The organism is Stutzerimonas stutzeri (assembly GCF_024448955.1).
In the GTDB taxonomy this organism is placed as follows: Bacteria; Pseudomonadota; Gammaproteobacteria; order Pseudomonadales; family Pseudomonadaceae; genus Stutzerimonas; species Stutzerimonas stutzeri_AQ.
Genome location: NZ_JAMOIH010000007.1, coordinates 146,855 through 166,371, shown reverse-complemented (window position 1 = coordinate 166,371; position 19,517 = coordinate 146,855). Strand labels below are relative to the sequence as shown.

The following is a 19,517-nucleotide window of genomic DNA, read 5'->3' as shown; positions in this document are numbered from 1 at the left end:
GTTGTTATTGGCCGGGGTGTTGCCGTGTAATCAAGCTGCCTAATGCATGAACGTCCGTAAAAAGCGCATAAAAAAGCCGAAGTCATGCGACTTCGGCTTTTTACGCAACGGCTGATCAGGCCGGGAACAGTTCGCTCAGCTTCAGAGCAAGCATCATGTCGCCCTCGGCGCGCAGCTTGCCGGCCATGAATGCCTGCATGCCGTCGGTTTCGCCGCTGATGACGCCCTGCATGGTTTCGCTATCCATGATCAGCGTTACGTTGGCGTCGGCAGACTCACCTTTGTGGAAGTCGCAGGTGCCGTCTTTGACGACGAGGTAGTAGTTCTCTGCATCGGTAATGTTGAACTGGAAAACCAGATCCAGGCCGGCCGCAGCGCTGGGATTGAACTTGGCCTTCATGCCCTGAATGGTTTCGTCGACGTTGCTCATCGGATATGTCCCTTTGTTGTCGTGGAATAAACATGCAGCCTCGGGCTGCAGGCGGCTGGAGCTTATCGGTAGGTGACGAGCTCCGGATTTTTCATCAGATCCAGATGTACATGACTATTGAACGTCGCCAGCGCGACATCACGATCACGGAATCTGAGTCGACTGAGTGAGGTGTTGACGATCTGCCAGTTCAATTCGAACGCCTTGATGGGCGGCACACCGATGACCAATTGAAGCAGTGCCGTAATGGTGCCGCCAGATGTGAAGACGGCGATACGGTCTTTTTTGTCTGCCTGGTCGAGTAGCCGGTTCAGGCCGTCCTGAACGCGGTCGATGAAACACTGCCAGCTTTCCAGGTCGTCCTTTTCATGTTCGCCAGACACCCAGCGCTGAATGACGTACTGAAACAGGCGTTGAAATTCGGCCCGGTGATCGGCTGCGTTGGCAAGGATTTGCATAGCCTTGGGTTCGAAGGCCAGCAGATCGGCCATGTGCGCACGAATCACCTCGTCGGCATGAAACTCATTGAAGGCTGGATCTATTTCCAGTGGCGGCAACGGCCTGTCTTGGCAAGAACTCATGCGCTCAAGAGTCGTCTTCGCCGTGTCCTGCTGACGCTCCAACTCTCCACTCAAGCAGCGGTCGAAGCGAATATCCAGTTGGTTGAAATAATTGCCCAACGCAGCTGATTGCTGAAAGCCGAGCGGTGAGAGCACATCGTAGTTGTCCGCGCCAAACGACGCCTGACCATGTCTGATCAGGTAGATACTACCCATGCTCCGCTCCAGGTCCCCTGTTTTCGCGAGGGTAGGGGGATCGTTCTGGAGTGTCAACGATAAATCATACGTTTGTTTGAATTGAGCTCTGCTGGCTCAGATAGACGAGTACTCGGTATGCTTGGCCGGTTTGTGCCACGCTGCGTCTCTGCTGGCGACCCTTTAATCCTAGGAGGATCTGTGGACTTTCTTGCTGACTATGCAAGCTTTCTGGCGAAGACCGTAACCTTGGTGGTTGCTGTGCTGGTGGTGCTTATTGCGCTCGCCTCGTTGCGGCGTGGGCGGTCTCGGCATTCGGGCGGCCACCTCGAAGTCCATAAGTTGAACGACTTTTACAAATCGATGCGTGAGCGCCTCGAGCAATCGTTGGTCGACAAGGATCAGCTCAAGCTGCAGCGCAAGCGTGAGGCCAAAGCCGCCAAGCTGGCAAAGAAAAATCTGGAGAGCCGTCCGCGGGTGTTTGTGCTCGATTTCGATGGAGACATCAAGGCGTCGGCGGTCGACAACCTTCGTCATGAAATTACCGCACTGCTGACCCTCGCTACGCCGCAGGACGAGGTCGTTCTCCGCCTGGAAAGCGGCGGCGGCATGGTTCACGGTTATGGGCTCGCTGCCTCGCAGCTGGTTCGCATCCGTGATGCGGGCGTTCCGCTGACGGTGTGCGTCGACAAGGTCGCCGCAAGCGGCGGGTACATGATGGCGTGCATCGGCCAGAAAATTCTCAGCGCACCTTTTGCAATCCTTGGCTCCATCGGTGTTGTCGCCCAGTTGCCGAACGTGCATCGGCTACTGAAGAAGCACGATGTCGATGTCGAGGTGCTGACCGCTGGTGAATACAAGCGAACTCTGACGATTTTTGGCGAAAACACCGAGAAAGGGCGGGAGAAGTTCCAGGACGATTTGGAAACGACACACGAACTGTTCAAGAATTTTGTCGCGCGGTATCGCCAGCAAGTGTCGATCGATGATGTCGCCACTGGCGAGGTCTGGCTCGGTATCGCGGCCCTCGGCAAGCGGTTGGTTGACGAGTTGAAGACCAGCGATGAATACCTGGCTGCCCGGGCTCGCGAAGCGGACTTATTCCAACTGCATTACGCGGAGAAGAAGAGCCTACCCGAGCGGTTCGGCATGGCCGCCAGCGCTACCCTTGAGCACGGCCTGCTAAAGGGCTGGACACGACTCAATGAACAACGATTCTGGCAATGAGGGGTAACTGATGAGTAGCTTCAAGGCACTTCAAACCAGCGAAAGCGCAGAGGGTCGTTTCGAAACGCGCATCATCGAGCGGGAGGTTAGCGAACTGCCCGCTGGCGAGGTGCTGATTCGCGTCAGCTACTCATCGCTGAACTACAAAGATGCCCTGTCCGCCAGCGGCAATCGCGGCGTCACTCGTAACTACCCGCATACGCCAGGCATCGACGCAGCAGGCATCGTCGTCGAGTCGAGTGCCTCGGGCTACTCCGAAGGTGACGAGGTGATCGTTACCGGTTATGACCTGGGAATGAACACAGCAGGCGGCTTCGGCCAGCTCATTCGTGTGCCGGCGACGTGGGTGATCAAGCGTCCGTCCGGACTCTCCTTGCGTGAAGCGATGGCCCTCGGAACCGCAGGCCTGACCGCTGCGCTTTGCGTGGACAAGCTTGAGCGGGCGGGCCTCGTGCCGGGCGACGCGCCAGTTCTGGTGACTGGCGCGACCGGAGGCGTTGGCAGTATCGCGGTCGCATTGCTGTCCCGGCTCGGCTACAACGTGGCCGCCGTGACGGGCAAAGTCGAACAGACGCAGTTTCTGACCAGCCTTGGCGCCACGCAGGTGATCGAGCGTAGCGTGCTGCAATCCGGCACCGAAAAACCGATGCTCAAGGAGCAATGGGCGGGTGCTGTCGATACCGTGGGTGGCGACATTCTGTTCAACGTCATCAAGTCTCTGCAGCGCGGTGCCAGTGTCGCTTGCTGTGGCCTGACCGCTGGAACGAATTTCCAAGCCAATGTACTGCCGTTCATCCTTCGCGGCGTGAATCTGCTTGGCGTCGACTCGGTCGAGATTCCAAGAAGCACGAAGGCTTCGATGTGGGACAAGTTGTCGACCCAATGGAAGCTACCGAACCTGAATGAACTGGTGCAGGAAATTTCCATGGAAGAACTGCCACAGGCGATCGAGCGAATGCTGGCGGGCCAACAAACAGGACGAATGCTGGTGCGGCTCGACTGAACGCTATTGGCTGTATAGCCAGAACCGATTTCGTTGCGGCAGTTGTTTGCGAGAAGCTAGCGCCACTTCAACGCAACAGGAATTGGTCATGAAAGCACTGGCAGAAAAAATCATGGAAACGTTCGGCAGGAAGCAGCCAGCCAAAGTCGCCCAAATCGAACATCCCAACTTCTGGATGTATCAGTGACAAAAAAACCCGCCAAACGGCGGGTTTTTTGTACAGCTGAATCAGCCCTGTCGGCGACGGAACAGTGGCAGCGGCTCATCCACGGCGGACTGGTACGTCACCGAGAAATCCTTCAGACCTTCCAATGCATCGTAGGGGTCGCGATCGGCGCGTACGGCATAGGCATCGAAACCACAGCGGCGCATGAGAAACAGCTGATCGCGCAGCACGTCGCCAATGGCACGAATTTCCCCTTTGTAGCCGTAGCGTTCACGTAACAGGCGCGCACTGGAGAAATGACGACCGTCAGTAAACACCGGGAAATTCAGCGCCACGACCTGGAAGTGTTCGAGATCGTCGACGATGTCCTCGATGGCTTCGTCGGCCTCCAGCCAGATGCCCAGGCCGCCATCACGCACCTTGAGGGCATGGGCGTGATCGGTCCAAAGCCGCATCGGCACGATTACATCGTCGCTGTTCGGCACGTCCGTCAGGGCGGCGTCACTGGGCAGCAGGTGCCAGGTCTCGTCGACGACCTGATCGTGCTTAATGATTCGCTGCATAGACGCGCTCCTTGAAAGGATCGATGCCGATGCGGCGGAAGGTGTCGAGAAACTGTTCATCTTCGTTACGTTGCTCCACGTAGACGGCAATGATTTTTTCGATGACGTCGGGCATCGCGTCCTGGGCGAAGGACGGGCCGAGGATCTGGCCAAGGGTGGTATCGCGCCCCGAGCTGCCGCCAACCGAAACCTGGTAGAACTCGGCGCCCTTCTTGTCGACGCCAAGGATGCCGATGTGACCGACATGATGGTGGCCGCAGGCATTCATGCAGCCAGATATGTTCAGGTCCAGATCGCCGATGTCGAACAGATAATCAAGGTCATCGAAGCGACGCTGGATGGCGTCGGCAATCGGGAGCGACTTGGCATTGGCCAGCGAACAGAAGTCACCGCCTGGGCAGCAAATGATGTCAGTGAGCAAGCCGATGTTCGGCGTGGCGACGCCCAATTCACGCAGCTCGTGCCATAGCTCGAACAGGCGCGATTGCTCGACGTCGGCGAGGATCATGTTCTGTTCGTGCGAGTTGCGTACTTCGCCGAAGCTGTAGCGGTCGGCGAGATCGGCGATCATGTCCAGCTGCTTGTCGGTGACGTCGCCGGGCGCAACGCCGGTGCTCTTCAGCGACAGCGTGACCGCCGCGTAACCGGGTTTCTTATGCGCTACCACGTTGCGCTCGCGCCAGCGGGCAAAGCCGGTGTGCTCGGCGTCTAGCTGGCGGAGGGCATCGTCCTGATCATCCAGAGTCTTGTATGGAGGATCGACGAAATACTGGCTGACCCGTTGGACTTCCTCATCGTTCAAGGTGCTGGGACCGTCCTTGAGATGTTCCCACTCGGCATCGACACGTTCTGCGAAGACTGCCGGCGTCAGAGCCTTGACCAGGATCTTAATACGCGCCTTGAACTTGTTGTCACGACGGCCATAGCGGTTGTACACACGCAGGATGGCTTCGAGATAGGTCAACAGATGCTTCCAAGGCAAGAACTCATTGATGAAGCTCCCAATGATGGGGGTACGCCCCAAACCACCACCAACAGCGACGCGGAAGCCCAGTTCGCCTTCGGCGTTCTTCACCGCCTCAAGTCCGATATCGTGCACGCCGATCGCCGCGCGATCGCTTACCGCACCGTTGATCGCGATCTTGAACTTACGAGGCAGGCGAACGAACTCTGGGTGGAAGGTCGACCATTGGCGGATGATTTCGCACCACGGACGCGGGTCGACCAGCTCGTCTTTGGCGACACCGGCGAACTGGTCGGTGGTGGTGTTGCGGATGCAGTTGCCGCTGGTCTGGATTGCGTGCATCTGCACCGTCGAGAGTTCGGCGAGAATTTCCGGAACATCCTCGAGATCTGGCCAGTTCAATTGCACATTGGTACGGGTACTGATGTGGGCATAACCCTTGTCGTACTTGCGCGTGATTTCGGCCAGTTTGCGAATCTGTGTCGAGGAGAGCAGGCCATAGGGCACGGCAATGCGGAGCATCGGTGCGTAGCGCTGGATATACAGGCCATTCTGCAGGCGCAGCGGCAGGAATTCAGGGTCGGTCAGTTCACCGGCGAGGTAACGGCGGGTCTGTTCGCGGAACTGGTTGACGCGTTCTTTTACGATCTGCTGATCGTATTGGTCGTAAACGTACATAAGAGTCCTGTTCAGGCTGTCTACAGCTTGTCGCGCGCACGGCCGCGCACCCATCAGGGAGGCAGCAAGATACCAGCTAGCGTTTATACGCAAAAGTGATGTTTGGGAATATGTTTAGAACGAAACGCTGCTTTTTAAGCATTTAAACCGCTTGCCTTGAGCGCCTCGCTTGCGTGGTCTTAACTGCAAGCAGACGAGCTCTCAACAACAAGGGGAAACAGCTTATGTCGGAGCCTTCCAATCAGCGTGGTAATGACAGTAGGGCAGACGCTGCCGCCATTTTCGTTCTGATTCTTCTGGCGGTAGCGACGGCGATTTTCTGGGTCAGCCATCAGTAACGGCAGCGCGCGCCGATTTACAGCCCCACGAGATAGAGCACTAGTTTGACTACGCCGAGAATCACCAAGACAAACACCACGGTAAAACCCAGACCCAGCAGGATGAAGTGACTGGGCTTGCCGTGACTGAAGTCGCGAGCTTGATTCTTGCCGCTTTGCACCCCCAGTGCGCCGGCCAGAATGCTTTGCAGCATTTGCCGCAGGGTTAGAGATTTGCGCTCTTGTTCGTCGCTCATAGACACCTCAAAGCTATCGCCTATCAGAAGTCTAGTCAGTATTCAGCGATGCGGGACGGCACAGGTAATCCCATGGTCCGGGCCTGGGTTCAATGGCCCTTGAACCAGTCCCAAAGGCCAAAGGAATGATTCGGTAGCAGGTTGATGCCGAGTGCCGACTTGAGCAAGTAGAGCACGACCAGTCCCACCAGTACGGAGAAGAACAGGAACAAGGTGATCGCGATGGCTTTGGTCACCAACGACAGGTTGCGCTGGCCCCGCGTCAGCCCGCGCTTGTTACGCCCTCCGACCAGGACGAAATAATACTGGTTGTTCCAAATACGGAAGGTGCCGCGCAGATCGATTTTGTGCCGTGCCCATGAGCGTGTGGCGAAGGCGCTACGAAGTCCTAACAGTTGCTGTTCGGTGAAGCTCTCGCGAAGCGCTTCGGGTAGACGCTGCTTCAAGCCAATGATGAACGGGTCATGCTTTAGCGCAGCGGCGTTTTCAGTAGCTGGGTATAGGGCGGAGCTGTCGTTGTCAGAGTCGGAAGGAAGCATAGCGTCAGGTTTCCGTCAGTACAGGAATTAGACGCAACCTTATGCAACTAACTGGCCGGAACGGGGCTGACGTGGTCGATATGTACCAATTCATGGTGCAGCTCGCTGAAATTAGGCCTAAGCGCTGGGTTGTCCAACATGCATCGGCGCTGCAGAGCCTGAAGTCGTTGAACTTGCAGGCCATCGGTAGCGCCACAGTGCTCCAGCAATTCTTCCAGCAAGCAGCCAAATGCTCGCACTTCGAGTCGCTCGAGCGACTGCCCTTGGGTGCTTTGAGGCGCGTAGAAGGAGGCCGCGCCGAAGTCGCTCAGCAACGTGTTCCCGTTCGGGTCGACCAACAGGTTATGGCCGTATAGATCACCATGAAGAATCCCACGCTGATGAATATGGCTGACCGCCGAGGTCACGCGAGTGGCGATGCGTAGCACTTGGCTAACCGAAAAATGTCGCTCCGTTTCGTAGCAATCGCGGGTGCAGCTGGCGAGCGATGGTGGTCCGGCCAGTGGCTGGTAGGACGATGCGATGAGCTCCATGAGCAAACCCGGCAGTGTATCGGCACTTTCGGCCAGCGGCCCGGCGATACCGATCAGATTGGGATGCTCGCCGGCAGCGATGCATGCGGCCATCTCGCTGTGCGGCAGCCCATCGCTGGTCACATTGCCTTTGAATAACTTGACCGCCATTGGCCGTGGTGCCTGGTTGCCGTACTGCCAATGGGCCTGATGAATGACGCCGGAAGCGCCCTGACCGAGTATGTCACCCAGCGAGATCTCATCACGACCGATCGGCGGCAGCGGATGCCGCCCCAACGTCTCTGCCTCGATCGAGTCGCTGAACGGATTGCCGGCAAATGCGAGCCAGGTCAGCCGAGGCATGCTCAGCAGCCAGTCGGGCAGTGCAGGCAGGCGGTTCGCGGCAATGCGCAGCAGTTCCAGGTGATGACAGCGAGATAGGCCTTCGGGTAGTACTTGCAGTCGATTGCCGGCGAGCATCAGCTTTTGCAGCCGCGTGCAGCGACCTATCTCATCGGGCAGGGATTCGAGCTGATTGTCGGTGAGAATCAACCAGCGGAGCTTGGGTGGCAGCGCCTCGGCGGGCAGACGCTGGATACGGTTGGCCTTGAAACCGATCATCTCCAGATTCAGGCACTTGCCGAGCGCCGCCGGAACCTCGGTGAATGCATTGTCCGAGCAAAACAGAATGCGCAGCTTGTGTAGCCGCCATAGATCAGGCGGCAGGCTGCTGAGTCGGTTGCCCGAAAGGTTGAGGACTTCCAGGCTATCGGCCAGGTCGAAAATCTCGCTGGGAAAGATTTCGAGCTGTTCCGACAGATCCACTCGCGTGGCACCTTTCAGTTGCCCGCTCTTCAGTTGTGCCAGTGTGTGCATGCGGTTTCCGTGCGAGCTGACTGTCGCGGCGAAAAAGAGGTATTGCTGCCAAGGCGGCCAGCGGGTCAGTGCGCTACGACACTGAAGAAACTCCGGCGTTCCGTCAGCCCGTTGATGCAGGCTCTTCCGTTGGTTCTTGCCGTTTACGGATGGCGCGTTCAGCGCGGGCGCGTAGTTGCCCGCAGCCGCCATCGATGTCCTGGCCGGCAGAGTTACGTACCTTGGTCAAAACGCCGTTCTGGTGCAGGTAACGCATGATCTGATGGATGCGATCAGCGGTGGGGCGCTGAAATTCATCGTCGTCGAGGCTGTTGTAGGGAATCACATTCATGATCGCGAATTTCCCCTTGAGCAGCCGGATGATGCCGTCCATTTCGTACTGGCTGTCGTTGATGCCCTTGAGCAGCGTCCACTGGTACTGAATCGGATAGTCGATCAGGCGCGCATAGGTCTCACCCAGTTCGACCAGCTCGGCAGGGTCGAACACCGGTGCTCGGGGCAGCAACTCGCGGCGTAGCGCCGCATCGGTGCTGTGCAGCGATAGCGCCAGCGCAGGACGTATCTTCTGCTGGGGCAAGCGCTCGAATACGCGCGGATCACCCACGGTGGAAAACACCAAATTCTTGTGGCCGATGCCGCCGTCGGTGCCCAGCAGGTCGATGGCTTCGAGCACGTTATCGAGGTTATGGGCCGGCTCGCCCATGCCCATGAACACGACCTTCTTTACCGGGCGGAAGCGCCGCGCAAGGGCGACCTGGGCGACGATCTCGGCACTGCCTAGCTGGCGCAGCAGGCCGCTTTTGCCCGTCATGCAGAACACGCAGCCGACCGCACAACCGACCTGGCTGGAGACGCATAGACCATCGCGAGGCAGGAGGACGCTTTCCACCATCTGACCGTCAGCCAGTTCCACCAGCAAACGCGCGGAACCGTCATTACCTGGATGCTCGGAGCGCAGCCGGGCCAGGCGTTCAATGGTTTCGCTGACGGCGGGGAGGCTGTTGCGTACCGATAGCGGCAGAAAGTCTTCGGTTTTCTGATGCCGGGTACCGATGTCCAGCGCCTGGCCTTTGAGCCAGGCACGCGTGACCCGACCGATGTGGACGGGCTTGGCACCAATTTCGGCGAGCTGTTGGTGAATATCGTGGATGCGCATAAGGCGCGCATTCTAGCCAAAGGGCGCGAGCGGGTCTGTAGTGGGGTAAGCAGCTCCGCGTCTCGATGATCATTCGTTGAAGCGGCGACCGCCCAGTGCAAGGCTGGCCAGCAGCACCGCAAGAAGGCCAAAGGCGAGGGTCAGGGAACCATAGTGAGCAATGATGCCGATCAGCGCCGGGCCGGCCAGCACCCCGGCGAAGCCAATGGTGGTCGCGGCAGTGATGGCCTGATGCACTGGCATGCTGCGCTGCCGGCTCAGGGATGAGATCAGCACGGGCGAGACATTGGCGCAGCCCAGGCCACAAAGGCCATAACCGATGAGCGCAAGTGCCCAGTGTTCGGTCACGAGGCTCAGGGCGATGCCTATCGCCGCAACCAGGCCTCCGAAACCGATCACGCGCGCCGTTCCCAGCGCGTTGACTACGGGGCCGCCGGCGAAGCGGCCGATCGTCACCATCAGTGCGAAGCTTGCATAGCCGAGTCCGCCTTTGGCGGTTTCCAGAGCTTTTTGTTCGGTGAGGTAAAGCGCGCTCCAGTCCAGGATCGCACCCTCGGCCAGATAAACGACGAAGCACAGAGCGCCGACCAGCAGCACCATGCCAGTTGGGCGAATGAAGGCGACCCCGCCGGCCGGTGCTTTGTCCCGCAGAAATCCGGGTGTCACGACAAGGTTCGCCACTGTGATGACGGCAATCATCAACAGGGTACCGGTTAGCGGCGCGAGACCTAGCGTCAGAGCGACGGTGAGTGCCAGTGCACCGCAAATCGAACCCAGGCTGAACATGCCGTGAAAGTTCGACATGTGTCGTTTGCCGGTGTCGCGCTCGATCATTACGCCCTGGATGTTAAGCACCACGTCGATGACGCCAAGACTGCCACCGAAAAAGAACAGCGCCAGTGCGAGCATCCAGATCGATTCGGTCGCGGCCATGCCGCCCAGGGCGACGAGTAATAACGCTACGCTGGAAAGCACGACCGGGCGAATCCCGTAGCGGGTCACCAGCAATCCGGAAAGTGGCATCCATGACAGCGAGCCGATACCGATGCACAACAGTAGCGTGCCGAACAGTGCATCGCTCATTTCGATGCGCTCACGTACGTACGGCACCAGCGGCGCCCAGACGGACAGGCCGAACCCGGCCATGAAAAAGCCGACGCGGGTGGCGCGGCGAGCAACTGGCGAAGCGGCATCGGCAGAGAGACTTGCCGCAGACATGCGCGGTTATCCTTGATCGACAGAATGATGACTGGCGCTGGAGCGCCAGAGCCGATTGTGCAGGCGGCTTGGCGTCGAAGGACAGCGGAAAATATCGTCGCAGACGCGTCAGCGGGTCAATGCGAGCCAGCGCTCGACTCACCCAGTGGCGGATGCGGCCGTGGTAATCTGCGCCTTTGCCAGCAACGCGGTCCGGAGCGGTACATGAAGTTCATTCACCAGCGCGAGCACCTCAACGAAGACGACTTCGTGATCATCGAATGTTCGCAGCCCTGCAATATTCGTCTGATGAACGACAAGAATTTCCGCAGTTTCAGAAATGGCGGCCGACATACCTATCACGGCGGCGCCTTCGACAAGTTTCCGGCAAGGATCAAGGTGCCCAACACGGGATTCTGGAACATCACCATCGACACCGTAACGCGCAAAGCCATCAGCGTTACCCGTAAACCAGCGCTCACGCATTCGATCAAAATCGTCCGTAATTCGCCCTCTGGGCTGAAGTAGCCATTTCGCTCGGATGCGCTTGCGCGTCCGGTTATCCAGCCGACCAAGTGTCATTCGTCGCCCCGTTCGTGTATGCGGCGTTAGCGCTTGCCTTCTGTGCTGCGCCTATTTAGCTTTACATAAAGATTCTTTTATTGGAGCTATCTATGCGTAAGTCGAAGGTTGGCGATCACGTCGATGGCGTGCTCGCTCAGTGGCAGAACGTGCGTCCTGAGAGCGACGCATCGCCGATGGCGATCTTTACGCGTGTATTTCGGCTTTCCAAATATCTCAACCGCAGCATTGCCGCGGTGTTTCGCAAGCATGATCTGCATGACGGCGAGTTCGATCTGCTCGCCACGCTCTATCGTGCCGGTCAGCCACAGGGGCTGACTCCAAACGCGCTTCGCCACGCCGCGGTGCTCAGCTCTGGTGCGATGACCAATCGGCTCGATCGTCTTGAAGCCGCGGGGCTGATTCAGCGTGTCGCCAATCCGGCAGACCGCCGCAGCCTGTTGATCCGCCTCAGCGACGAAGGGCAGGCCGTGCTGCTCGGTTGTCTCGACGAGTACCTGGCGACCCTGCATCGCATGCAGGCGCCGCTCGATCAGGAACAGAAGCGGGCCTTGGCGAGTGGATTGCGCACGCTGCTGCTGGCGCTGGAGGAGCAGGGCGATGACTAACACAATCCATGGCGTTACCCGTGCGCACCTGGGAATGGTGCTCTGGGCGTTGTTCGTTGGTTTGTCCTTTCCCGCGGTGGGGCTGATGAGCGAAGGGCTGCCGCCGCTGCTATTGACCGCCATCCGCTTCAGCATTGCCGCGTTGGCGTTGCTCCCGTTGCTATGGCGACAGGAAGAGCGCTGGCCGAGCCTTCCGGGGCTGCTGCTGTATGCGCTGATGGGCCTGAGTCTGGCTGGCTTCTTCGGCACGATGTTCTGGGCCGCGCACCGTGTCAGCGCGTTGTCGATGGCCACGCTGTTCGTCAGTGTGCCGCTGCTGGCCTACTGCATTGGCCGTGGCTTGGGTGTCGAGCAAGCGGCGGGGCGGCTACTGGCGATCCTCGCGTTGGGCGCATTCGGTGCCCTCGGTCTTGCTCTCGCTGAAAACAACGGGGATCTCTCCGAGCTGAAATTCGGCTTTGGCGAACTGGCATTCTTTTTCGGCTGCATCGCCTCAGCGTTGTATCCGGTGTTGAGCAAGTGGGGCTTGCATCGTGGCGTACTGGCCCGGCAGGCAGGGTTGCGGACTTTCTGGAGTCTGTTCATGGGCGCGATTCTGATCGGTATGCTGGGGCTGATCTGGGAGCAGCCGGCTGCATTGACTCGGATGGACCTGATGGATACGGCGTTGGTCATCTATCTGGGCGTGTTCTCGAGCGGCATGACCTTCTTTCTGCAGCAGCGGGCCACGGCGGTGCTGACACCAGGCGCGGTCACTGCTTATAGCTATCTGGTCCCGTTCGTGTCGATGGTGCTGCTGTTTGTCACCCAACCACAACGGATCGGTTGGCACTGGCTACCGGGTAGCCTGATGGTGGTCCTGGCTATCTCGCTGTTGCTGCGGCGTGGCGAAAGCCATGAATAACCTGCGTCAACCCTCGCTTAGGTCGAGAAAATAGCTGTAGAACTCGTCATCCTTGGCATATCCCAACGACTCGTAGAGGCGCTGGGCGCCGGTATTGGTCTTGGCTGTTTCAAGCGACAGGCCCGTGGCGCCAGTTACGATTGCGTGCTCACGGGCGTGGTTCATTAGCATCCGCCCGACGCCCCGGCCTCGGGCGCTTTCGGCCACATAGAGATCATTCAATATCCACGAGCGGCGCGCGGAGATGGACGAGAAGATGGGGTAAAGCTGAGTGAAGCCTATATAGCTTCCAGCTGCGTCCCTCGCGTAGAAGATCACTGACTCGTCATTACCGATGCGTTCGGCGATAAAGTTGCGGGCCAACTCGAGATTGGAGGGTTGGCCGTAGAACACCCGATAGGCATCGAATAGCCGGGCAACGCCGTCTACGTTGGCATGTTCGGCTCGCTGGATCTCAGGTTGCATGGTTTGCCTTCGCTCTATGGTGGAATAGCGCAACGTTAGCTGAGACGGCTCGCAACGCCAGCCTTGTGCCGGCTCACACCGCGAACAGTTCGTAAAGCGTCCTACCCAGCTCGGCAAACGCCGCGTTGCGGTCGTCGAACGAGGCGACCGTCTCGGTCATATAAATGCTGACGATCAAGGGATGTTGTTGCGGCGGCCAGATGACGGCCACGTCGTTCATGGTTCCGTGATCGCCTCCACCGGTCTTGTCGCCGATCCTCCAACTGGCTGGCATGCTGGCTCGCAACTTGGCATCGCCAGTTTTGTTGGCTACCAGCCAATCAGTCAGCTGTTGTTGTGATGAAGCGGAGAGGGCACCCCCGAACAACATGACATCGACGCAGTGCGCCATGGCGGCTGGCGTCGTGGTATCTCGCGGATCGCCGGGTGTCGCTTCGTTGAGCTCGGTTTCCCAGCGATCGAGCCGGGTCATCGTGTCGCCGAGCGACCGAGCAAATTCGGTGACCCCACCTGGCCCGCCGATCTGCTCGAGTATGAGGTTGCCCGCCGTGTTGTCGCTGTGCGTCAACGCAGCCTCGCAAAGCTGAGCGAGGGTCATACCATCACCACCGGCCTGGCTTTTCGTAATCGGCGAGTAGTCGACGACATCGGCAATCTCGAAACGGATGATCCGATCGAGTTGCTCTCGACCTGCATCCACTTGAGCCAGCAGGCTACCTGAGGCGAGCAGCTTGAAGGTACTGCACATGGGGAAGCGCTCATCTGCCCGGTACGCCCAGTGCATAGCGTGCGAGCTTCTGACTACCGCGCCGATGCGAGCACCGAGTCTGGCTTCCAGCTCCATTACCTTACGGATGAAGACGTTTTCCGAGGCATCGTTCGTACCGCTATCCGAAAGCATGGACGCGCAAACGCTACCGGCGGCGAGGCTGGCTGCAGCTGAGATAAGACGCCGTCTCGTTAGGCTCAATGAAGAATCACTTGGAAGTCAGATCGCGAAAAGATGGTAGGCAGTTGCGCTCCAAGTACCTGAGCAAGCGAAGTAGCATAGAGGCCCGGAGTGCCTGCAGGCCGGCTTGTAGGACCCTGGAATCGACCGGGTGCGCGCGACGTCTGCTTTAGTCAGGATTTGCTGGCGCGCATGAACCGTTTGTTCCGTTGTCATTCGTCTTCGCTGCAAGCGCTGATCGCACCCAGGCATTTGAGGCGATGTTGAGGCGGTTCGCCGAGCATCCAGCTGTCATCTTCGACATCGTGTTGCGCTTCCATCACGGCGTTGTAGCTGAACGCCCATCGGCGCCGTTCACGCCCGTCCAGCGACTCGATCCGCAGCACTATTTCTTCGCTAGAAAAGGGCTCGTCGGCGAGCGCTGCTGCTTCGGCGCGATCCAGCAGTTCGTCGTTGAGACTGAATTCGAATGCATGCAGTCCGTCGATTTCGAGCATGTCGGCATTTTCGAGCTGGTCAAGGAGATAGAGGGGCGAGGCGGGCATGGTTGGTGTCCACATAAACGACAGGATAAATAGGTAGGAGCGGCTCGCTAACTGCGCAGCAGGGGCCCTTCAGTATGTGCCTTTACGAGCGAGAGCCACACGTTACTCCCGCTCGTACAGGCCAACATTGCTTCGTTAGTCGTCGTATCCCAGGTTAGGCATCAACCAGCGCTCGGTCACGGCCAGTTCCTGACCTTTGCGTTTGCTGTAGCTTTCGGTCTGATCCTTGTCGATTTTGCCGACCGCAAAGTATTGCGCCTGCGGATGTGCGAAGTACCAGCCGCTGACGGCTGCCGTTGGGAACATCGCGAAATGTTCGGTCAGCGTGACCTGGCTGATGCCATCGGCATTGAGCAACTGGAACAGGGCGCTCTTTTCGGTATGGTCGGGGCAAGCGGGGTAGCCGGGTGCAGGGCGGATGCCTTTGTATTGTTCCTTGATCAGTTCCTCATTGCTCAGCTGCTCTTCCGGCGCATAGCCCCACCAGGACTTGCGCACCTGCTCATGCAGCCATTCGGCACAGGCTTCGGCCAGGCGATCGGCGAGCGCTTTCACCATGATCGAGTTGTAGTCATCGCCGGCTTCCTGATAGGCCTTGGCGACCTCTTCGGCCCCGATGCCGGCAGTGGTAATGAAGCCGCCAATATAGTCAGTCACGCCACTGTCCTTCGGCGCGACGAAATCGGCCAGGGAGAAGTTCGGCTTGCCGTCGGTCTTCACCGTCTGCTGGCGCAGATGGTGCAGGGTTGCCAAGGTTTCTCCGCCGTCGGCAAAGACTTCGATGTCGTCTTCGTCGACCTGATTGGCGGGCCAGAACCCGAATACGGCACGAGCCTTAATCAGCTTTTCGTCGATCAACTTGTTGAGGATCGCCTGAGCATCACCAAACAGTGCGGTAGCGGCTTCACCGACGACTTCGTCCTCGAGAATGCGTGGATATTTTCCGGCCAGATCCCAGGCAATGAAGAACGGCGTCCAGTCGATGTAATCGACCAGGGTGCGCAGGTCGATATCCTCAAGCACCTTCCGACCCGTGAAGGTCGGTTTGATCGGCGAGTAATCGCTCCAGTCGAACTTGGGTTTGGCGGCGATGGCTTTGGCGTATGTGAGGCGTTCGGTGCGGGCGCTGCGGTTGGCGGTGCGCTCGCGGATCATCGCGTATTCTTCGCGAGTTTTCGTGGCGAAGGCCGGCTTCAGTTCCTTCGACAACAGCGTCGTGGCGACACCCACCGCGCGCGAGGCGTCGGTGACGTAGACCACGGCATCGTTCTTGTAGTGTGGATCGATCTTTACAGCGGTGTGGGCCTTGGACGTCGTAGCACCGCCGATCATCAGGGGCAGGCTGAAGTTTTGGCGCTGCATTTCCCTGGCCACATGCACCATTTCATCCAGCGACGGGGTGATTAGACCGGACAGGCCAATGATGTCGCACTTCTCGGCGATGGCGGTCTGCAGAATTTTCTCCGCCGGGACCATCACGCCCATGTCGACCACGTCGTAGCCGTTGCAACCGAGCACCACGCCGACGATGTTCTTGCCAATGTCATGCACGTCGCCCTTGACCGTGGCCATGAGGATCTTGCCCTTGGCCTCTGGCTTATCGCCTTTTTCAGCTTCGATGAATGGGATCAGGTGCGCGACCGCCTGCTTCATCACGCGCGCCGATTTGACCACCTGCGGCAGGAACATCTTGCCCGAACCGAACAGGTCGCCGACCACGTTCATGCCGGCCATCAGCGGACCTTCGATAACCTCAATAGGACGGGCGCATAGCAGACGGAATTCTTCGGTGTCTTGGACGATGTGCGTGGTGATGCCCTTGACCAGGGCATGTTCCAGTCGTTTCTCGACGCTATAGCTACGCCACTCCTCGGTTTCCGCTTCCTTGACACTGCCATCGCCCTTGAACTCATCGGCAATGGCCAGTAGCGCCTCGGTGCCATTGGGCGTGCGATTGAGCACCACATCCTCGACGGAATCACGAAGCACCTTTGGAATTTCGTCATAAATCTCCAGCTGTCCGGCGTTGACGATGCCCATCGTCAGGCCGTTCTGGATGGCGTAATAGAGGAAGACCGAATGGATCGCCTCGCGCACCGGGTTGTTGCCGCGGAACGAGAACGACACGTTCGACACGCCGCCGGAAGTCAATGCGTAGGGAAGGTTGTCGCGGATGTAGGCGCAGGCTTCGATGAAATCCACGGCGTAGTTGTTGTGTTCCTCAATGCCGGTGGCGATGGCGAAGATGTTCGGGTCGAAAATGATGTCTTCCGGCGGGAAGCCCACCTCGTTGACCAGAATGTCGTAGCTGCGCTGGCAGATCTCGCGCTTGCGTGCGGCGGTGTCGGCCTGGCCGGCCTCATCGAAGGCCATTACCACCACGGCGGCGCCGTAGCGCTTGCACAGGCGGGCATGATGCTTGAAAGCCTCGACGCCTTCCTTCATGGAAATCGAGTTGACGATGCCTTTGCCCTGGATGCATTTCAGGCCCGCCTCGATTACCTCCCATTTGGAGGAGTCGATCATGATCGGCACGCGGGAAATGTCGGGTTCGCCGGCGATCAGATTGAGGAAGGTCACCATGGCCTTCTTCGAATCCAGCATGCCCTCGTCCATGTTGATGTCGATCACCTGGGCGCCGGCTTCTACCTGTTGCAGGGCGACTTCCAGGGCTTCGGTGTAGTTTTCCTCGCGAACCAGGCGGGCAAATTTTGCCGAACCGGTGATGTTGGTCCGCTCGCCAACGTTGACGAACAGCGAACTGCGGTCAATCGTGAAAGGCTCCAGGCCTGACAGCCGGCACGCCTTAGGTATATCGGGGATTGCTCGCGGCGCGTATTTGGCGACGGCTTTGGCAATCGCCTCGATATGGGCGGGCGTCGTGCCGCAGCAACCGCCGACGATATTGAGGAAGCCGCTGGCGGCAAACTCTTCGACGACCCGAGCCATTTCTTCGGGACTTTCATCGTACTCACCGAAGGCGTTCGGCAAGCCGGCGTTGGGGTGCGCCGAAACATGGGTCTCGGCCTTGTTCGACAGCTCTTCCAGATAGGGCCGCAGCTCCTTGGCGCCCAGCGCGCAGTTCAATCCGACGGAGATCGGTTTGGCGTGACGTATGGAGTTCCAAAAGGCCTCGGTGGTTTGTCCGGACAGCGTGCGGCCGGAGGCATCGGTGATGGTGCCGGAGATCATGATCGGCAACTCGAAGCCGAGCTCTTCGAACACGCCTTGTACGGCAAAGATTGCGGCTTTCGCGTTGAGCGTGTCGAAGATGGTCTCGATCAGAATCAGATCCGAGCCGCCTTCGATCAGGCCGCGGGTGGCTTCGGTGTAGTTCTCCACCAATTCATCGAAGGTGACGTTGCGATAGCCCGGGTTGTTCACGTCGGGCGATAGCGAACAGGTGCGGCTGGTCGGGCCGAGCACGCCGGCGACGAAACGGGGTTTGTCCGGTGTTTCCGCCGTCTTCGCATCGGCTGCCTGGCGGGCGAGGCGGGCGCCTTCGACGTTCAACTCGTAAACCAGCTCTTCCATGCCGTAATCAGCTTGGGACACGCGGGTGGCGTTGAAGGTATTGGTTTCGACGATATCCGCGCCGGCGTCGAAGTACGCCGTCTCGATCGCGCTAATGGCGTCAGGGCGAGTGAGGATCAACAGGTCGTTGTTGCCTTTGAGATCCTGCGGCCAATCGGCGAAACGCTCGCCGCGGTAATCGGACTCCTCCAGTTTGTAGCTCTGGATCATGGTGCCCATGCCGCCGTCGAGAATCAGGATGCGCTCCTTGAGCGCCTGCTGGAGTGCCTGGAGACGGGCGTTGCGGTCAAACATGGGAACTACCTGGAGCTGATTACGGGACCGGGAATGATAACAAAGCTGCACGCTTTTTGATCGCTCGAGGATTTGAATGAGATTTGCTCATGTTGAGTTGCGGAGCGGAAGGGATGAATCCACGCTTAAATAACCGAGGCGTAAAAGCAGGACAACGTTGCGCTGCAAAGCGAGCGCAAGCCACCGGGATCATGGTCATGGCGGTATTTCCTACTAAAACGCTAGGACTTTATCCTGCGCATTGGTTGGCGTACACTGCCGGGCATGTATGAGAGGAGTTCCCATGAGCGCCATTACCATTACCGAAGCTGCACACGATTACTTGGCCGAGCTGCTCGAAAAGCAGAACACCACCGGAATTGGCATCCGGGTCTTCATCACTCAGCCCGGTACGCCATACGCCGAAACCTGCATCGCTTATTGCAAGCCTGGGGAAGAAAAGCCGGATGACGTTGCGATTGCGCTAAAGCGTTTCACGGCGTGGATCGATGGTGTCAGCGAGCCCTTTCTGGAAGACGCTTTGGTGGATTACGCCACCGATCGCATGGGCGGCCAGCTGACCATCAAGGCACCCAATGCCAAGGTGCCCATGGTCAACGAAGACAGCCCGTTGAACGAGCGAATCAACTACTACCTGCAAACCGAAATCAACCCGGGGCTTGCCAGCCACGGTGGCCAGGTCACTTTGATCGACGTGGTCGACGAAGGAGTGGCTGTGCTGCAGTTCGGCGGCGGCTGCCAAGGATGTGGACAGGCTGACGTTACGCTCAAGGAAGGTATCGAAAAAACTCTGCTGGAGCGGATTCCCGAGCTCAAAGGCGTGCGTGACGTAACTGACCATACCAATCGTGATAACGCCTACTATTAAGGCTTAACCGCCTAAACGGTGGGCGTTTCCGCCAGTTGTGTGGCTAAATGCTATTACCGTTGTGTGTCGCCGCCACGGCGCTCGTTTGCTGGGATAAGCTGTTCAGGTTCTGGAGGCTGACCACGTGA

Annotated in this window: 19 protein-coding genes; 6 read left to right on the top strand and 13 right to left on the bottom strand. The window is 58.6% G+C overall.

Annotated features, from left to right (window positions below; translation table 11 throughout):
* Positions 1-115: 115 nt before the first annotated feature.
* Both NA645_RS09915 and NA645_RS09910 read right to left on the bottom strand, forming a co-directional pair.
* Positions 116-430: an SCP2 sterol-binding domain-containing protein gene (locus NA645_RS09915; protein WP_045427587.1), complete on the bottom strand. Its 315-nt coding sequence runs from the start codon at positions 428-430 to the stop codon at positions 116-118.
* 62 nt (positions 431-492) lie between these two features.
* Positions 493-1,206: a histidine phosphatase family protein gene (locus NA645_RS09910; protein ID WP_256048643.1), complete on the bottom strand. Its 714-nt coding sequence runs from the start codon at positions 1,204-1,206 to the stop codon at positions 493-495.
* 180 nt (positions 1,207-1,386) lie between these two features.
* Between NA645_RS09910 and sohB the strand changes: the two genes are divergently transcribed.
* On the top strand, positions 1,387-2,412 hold the full coding sequence (sohB, locus tag NA645_RS09905) for a protease SohB (RefSeq protein WP_256048688.1): 1,026 nt from the start codon (positions 1,387-1,389) through the stop codon (positions 2,410-2,412).
* Between the two features lie 10 nt (positions 2,413-2,422).
* Positions 2,423-3,415: a YhdH/YhfP family quinone oxidoreductase gene (locus NA645_RS09900; RefSeq protein ID WP_256048642.1), complete on the top strand. Its 993-nt coding sequence runs from the start codon at positions 2,423-2,425 to the stop codon at positions 3,413-3,415.
* Between the two features lie 228 nt (positions 3,416-3,643).
* On the opposite strand, the gene NA645_RS09895 is transcribed toward NA645_RS09900, so the two are convergent.
* From NA645_RS09895 to NA645_RS09865, 7 genes are all read right to left on the bottom strand, one after another.
* The gene (locus tag NA645_RS09895) at positions 3,644-4,144 is read right to left on the bottom strand and encodes a DUF934 domain-containing protein (RefSeq protein ID WP_256048641.1); all 501 of its coding nucleotides are present in this window, start codon (positions 4,142-4,144) and stop codon (positions 3,644-3,646) included.
* Positions 4,128-5,786: a nitrite/sulfite reductase gene (locus NA645_RS09890; protein WP_256048640.1), complete on the bottom strand. Its 1,659-nt coding sequence runs from the start codon at positions 5,784-5,786 to the stop codon at positions 4,128-4,130. Before NA645_RS09890 ends, NA645_RS09895 begins: the two co-directional genes overlap by 17 nt.
* Positions 5,787-6,141: 355 nt before the next feature.
* The gene (locus NA645_RS09885; protein WP_256048639.1) at positions 6,142-6,360 is read right to left on the bottom strand and encodes a DUF2970 domain-containing protein; all 219 of its coding nucleotides are present in this window, start codon (positions 6,358-6,360) and stop codon (positions 6,142-6,144) included.
* Between the two features lie 89 nt (positions 6,361-6,449).
* Positions 6,450-6,899, bottom strand: a complete 450-nt coding sequence (locus NA645_RS09880) for a 3-phosphoshikimate 1-carboxyvinyltransferase (protein ID WP_256048638.1) — start codon at positions 6,897-6,899, stop codon at positions 6,450-6,452.
* A gap of 47 nt (positions 6,900-6,946) precedes the next feature.
* A complete protein-coding gene (locus tag NA645_RS09875; protein ID WP_256048637.1) occupies positions 6,947-8,287 on the bottom strand; it encodes a leucine-rich repeat-containing protein kinase family protein in 1,341 nt (446 codons plus the stop codon).
* Between the two features lie 103 nt (positions 8,288-8,390).
* Entirely contained in the window at positions 8,391-9,443 is a 1,053-nt protein-coding gene (locus tag NA645_RS09870; protein WP_256048636.1) for an RNA methyltransferase, read from the bottom strand.
* A 69-nt stretch (positions 9,444-9,512) separates the two neighbouring features.
* The gene (locus NA645_RS09865) at positions 9,513-10,661 is read right to left on the bottom strand and encodes an MFS transporter (RefSeq protein ID WP_256048635.1); all 1,149 of its coding nucleotides are present in this window, start codon (positions 10,659-10,661) and stop codon (positions 9,513-9,515) included.
* 204 nt (positions 10,662-10,865) lie between these two features.
* Here NA645_RS09865 and NA645_RS09860 point away from each other — a divergent pair, with 204 nt between their 5' ends.
* The 3 genes from NA645_RS09860 to NA645_RS09850 all read left to right on the top strand — a co-directional run bounded on the left by NA645_RS09860 (position 10,866) and on the right by NA645_RS09850 (position 12,734).
* The gene (locus tag NA645_RS09860) at positions 10,866-11,168 is read left to right on the top strand and encodes a DUF1883 domain-containing protein (protein WP_256048634.1); all 303 of its coding nucleotides are present in this window, start codon (positions 10,866-10,868) and stop codon (positions 11,166-11,168) included.
* A gap of 146 nt (positions 11,169-11,314) precedes the next feature.
* Positions 11,315-11,830, top strand: coding sequence for a MarR family winged helix-turn-helix transcriptional regulator (locus NA645_RS09855; protein WP_256048633.1), 516 nt, complete (start codon positions 11,315-11,317; stop codon positions 11,828-11,830).
* Positions 11,823-12,734: a DMT family transporter gene (locus NA645_RS09850; RefSeq protein WP_256048632.1), complete on the top strand. Its 912-nt coding sequence runs from the start codon at positions 11,823-11,825 to the stop codon at positions 12,732-12,734. The genes NA645_RS09855 and NA645_RS09850 overlap by 8 nt, the downstream gene beginning before the upstream one ends.
* Before the next feature lie 6 nt (positions 12,735-12,740).
* Here the strand turns inward: NA645_RS09850 and NA645_RS09845 are convergent, their stop codons facing one another.
* The 4 genes from NA645_RS09845 to metH all read right to left on the bottom strand — a co-directional run bounded on the left by NA645_RS09845 (position 12,741) and on the right by metH (position 18,521).
* Positions 12,741-13,199: a GNAT family N-acetyltransferase gene (locus NA645_RS09845; RefSeq protein WP_256048631.1), complete on the bottom strand. Its 459-nt coding sequence runs from the start codon at positions 13,197-13,199 to the stop codon at positions 12,741-12,743.
* 73 nt (positions 13,200-13,272) lie between these two features.
* On the bottom strand, positions 13,273-14,100 hold the full coding sequence (gene bla, locus NA645_RS09840; protein WP_256048630.1) for a class A beta-lactamase: 828 nt from the start codon (positions 14,098-14,100) through the stop codon (positions 13,273-13,275).
* A 260-nt stretch (positions 14,101-14,360) separates the two neighbouring features.
* Complete coding sequence (locus tag NA645_RS09835; protein ID WP_256048629.1) at positions 14,361-14,693, bottom strand: DUF5629 family protein; 333 nt, start codon at positions 14,691-14,693, stop codon at positions 14,361-14,363.
* 135 nt (positions 14,694-14,828) lie between these two features.
* The gene (gene metH, locus NA645_RS09830) at positions 14,829-18,521 is read right to left on the bottom strand and encodes a methionine synthase (RefSeq protein ID WP_256048628.1); all 3,693 of its coding nucleotides are present in this window, start codon (positions 18,519-18,521) and stop codon (positions 14,829-14,831) included.
* A gap of 283 nt (positions 18,522-18,804) precedes the next feature.
* Here metH and nfuA point away from each other — a divergent pair, with 283 nt between their 5' ends.
* Complete coding sequence (gene nfuA, locus NA645_RS09825; protein WP_131648677.1) at positions 18,805-19,389, top strand: Fe-S biogenesis protein NfuA; 585 nt, start codon at positions 18,805-18,807, stop codon at positions 19,387-19,389.
* Positions 19,390-19,517 lie beyond the last annotated feature (128 nt).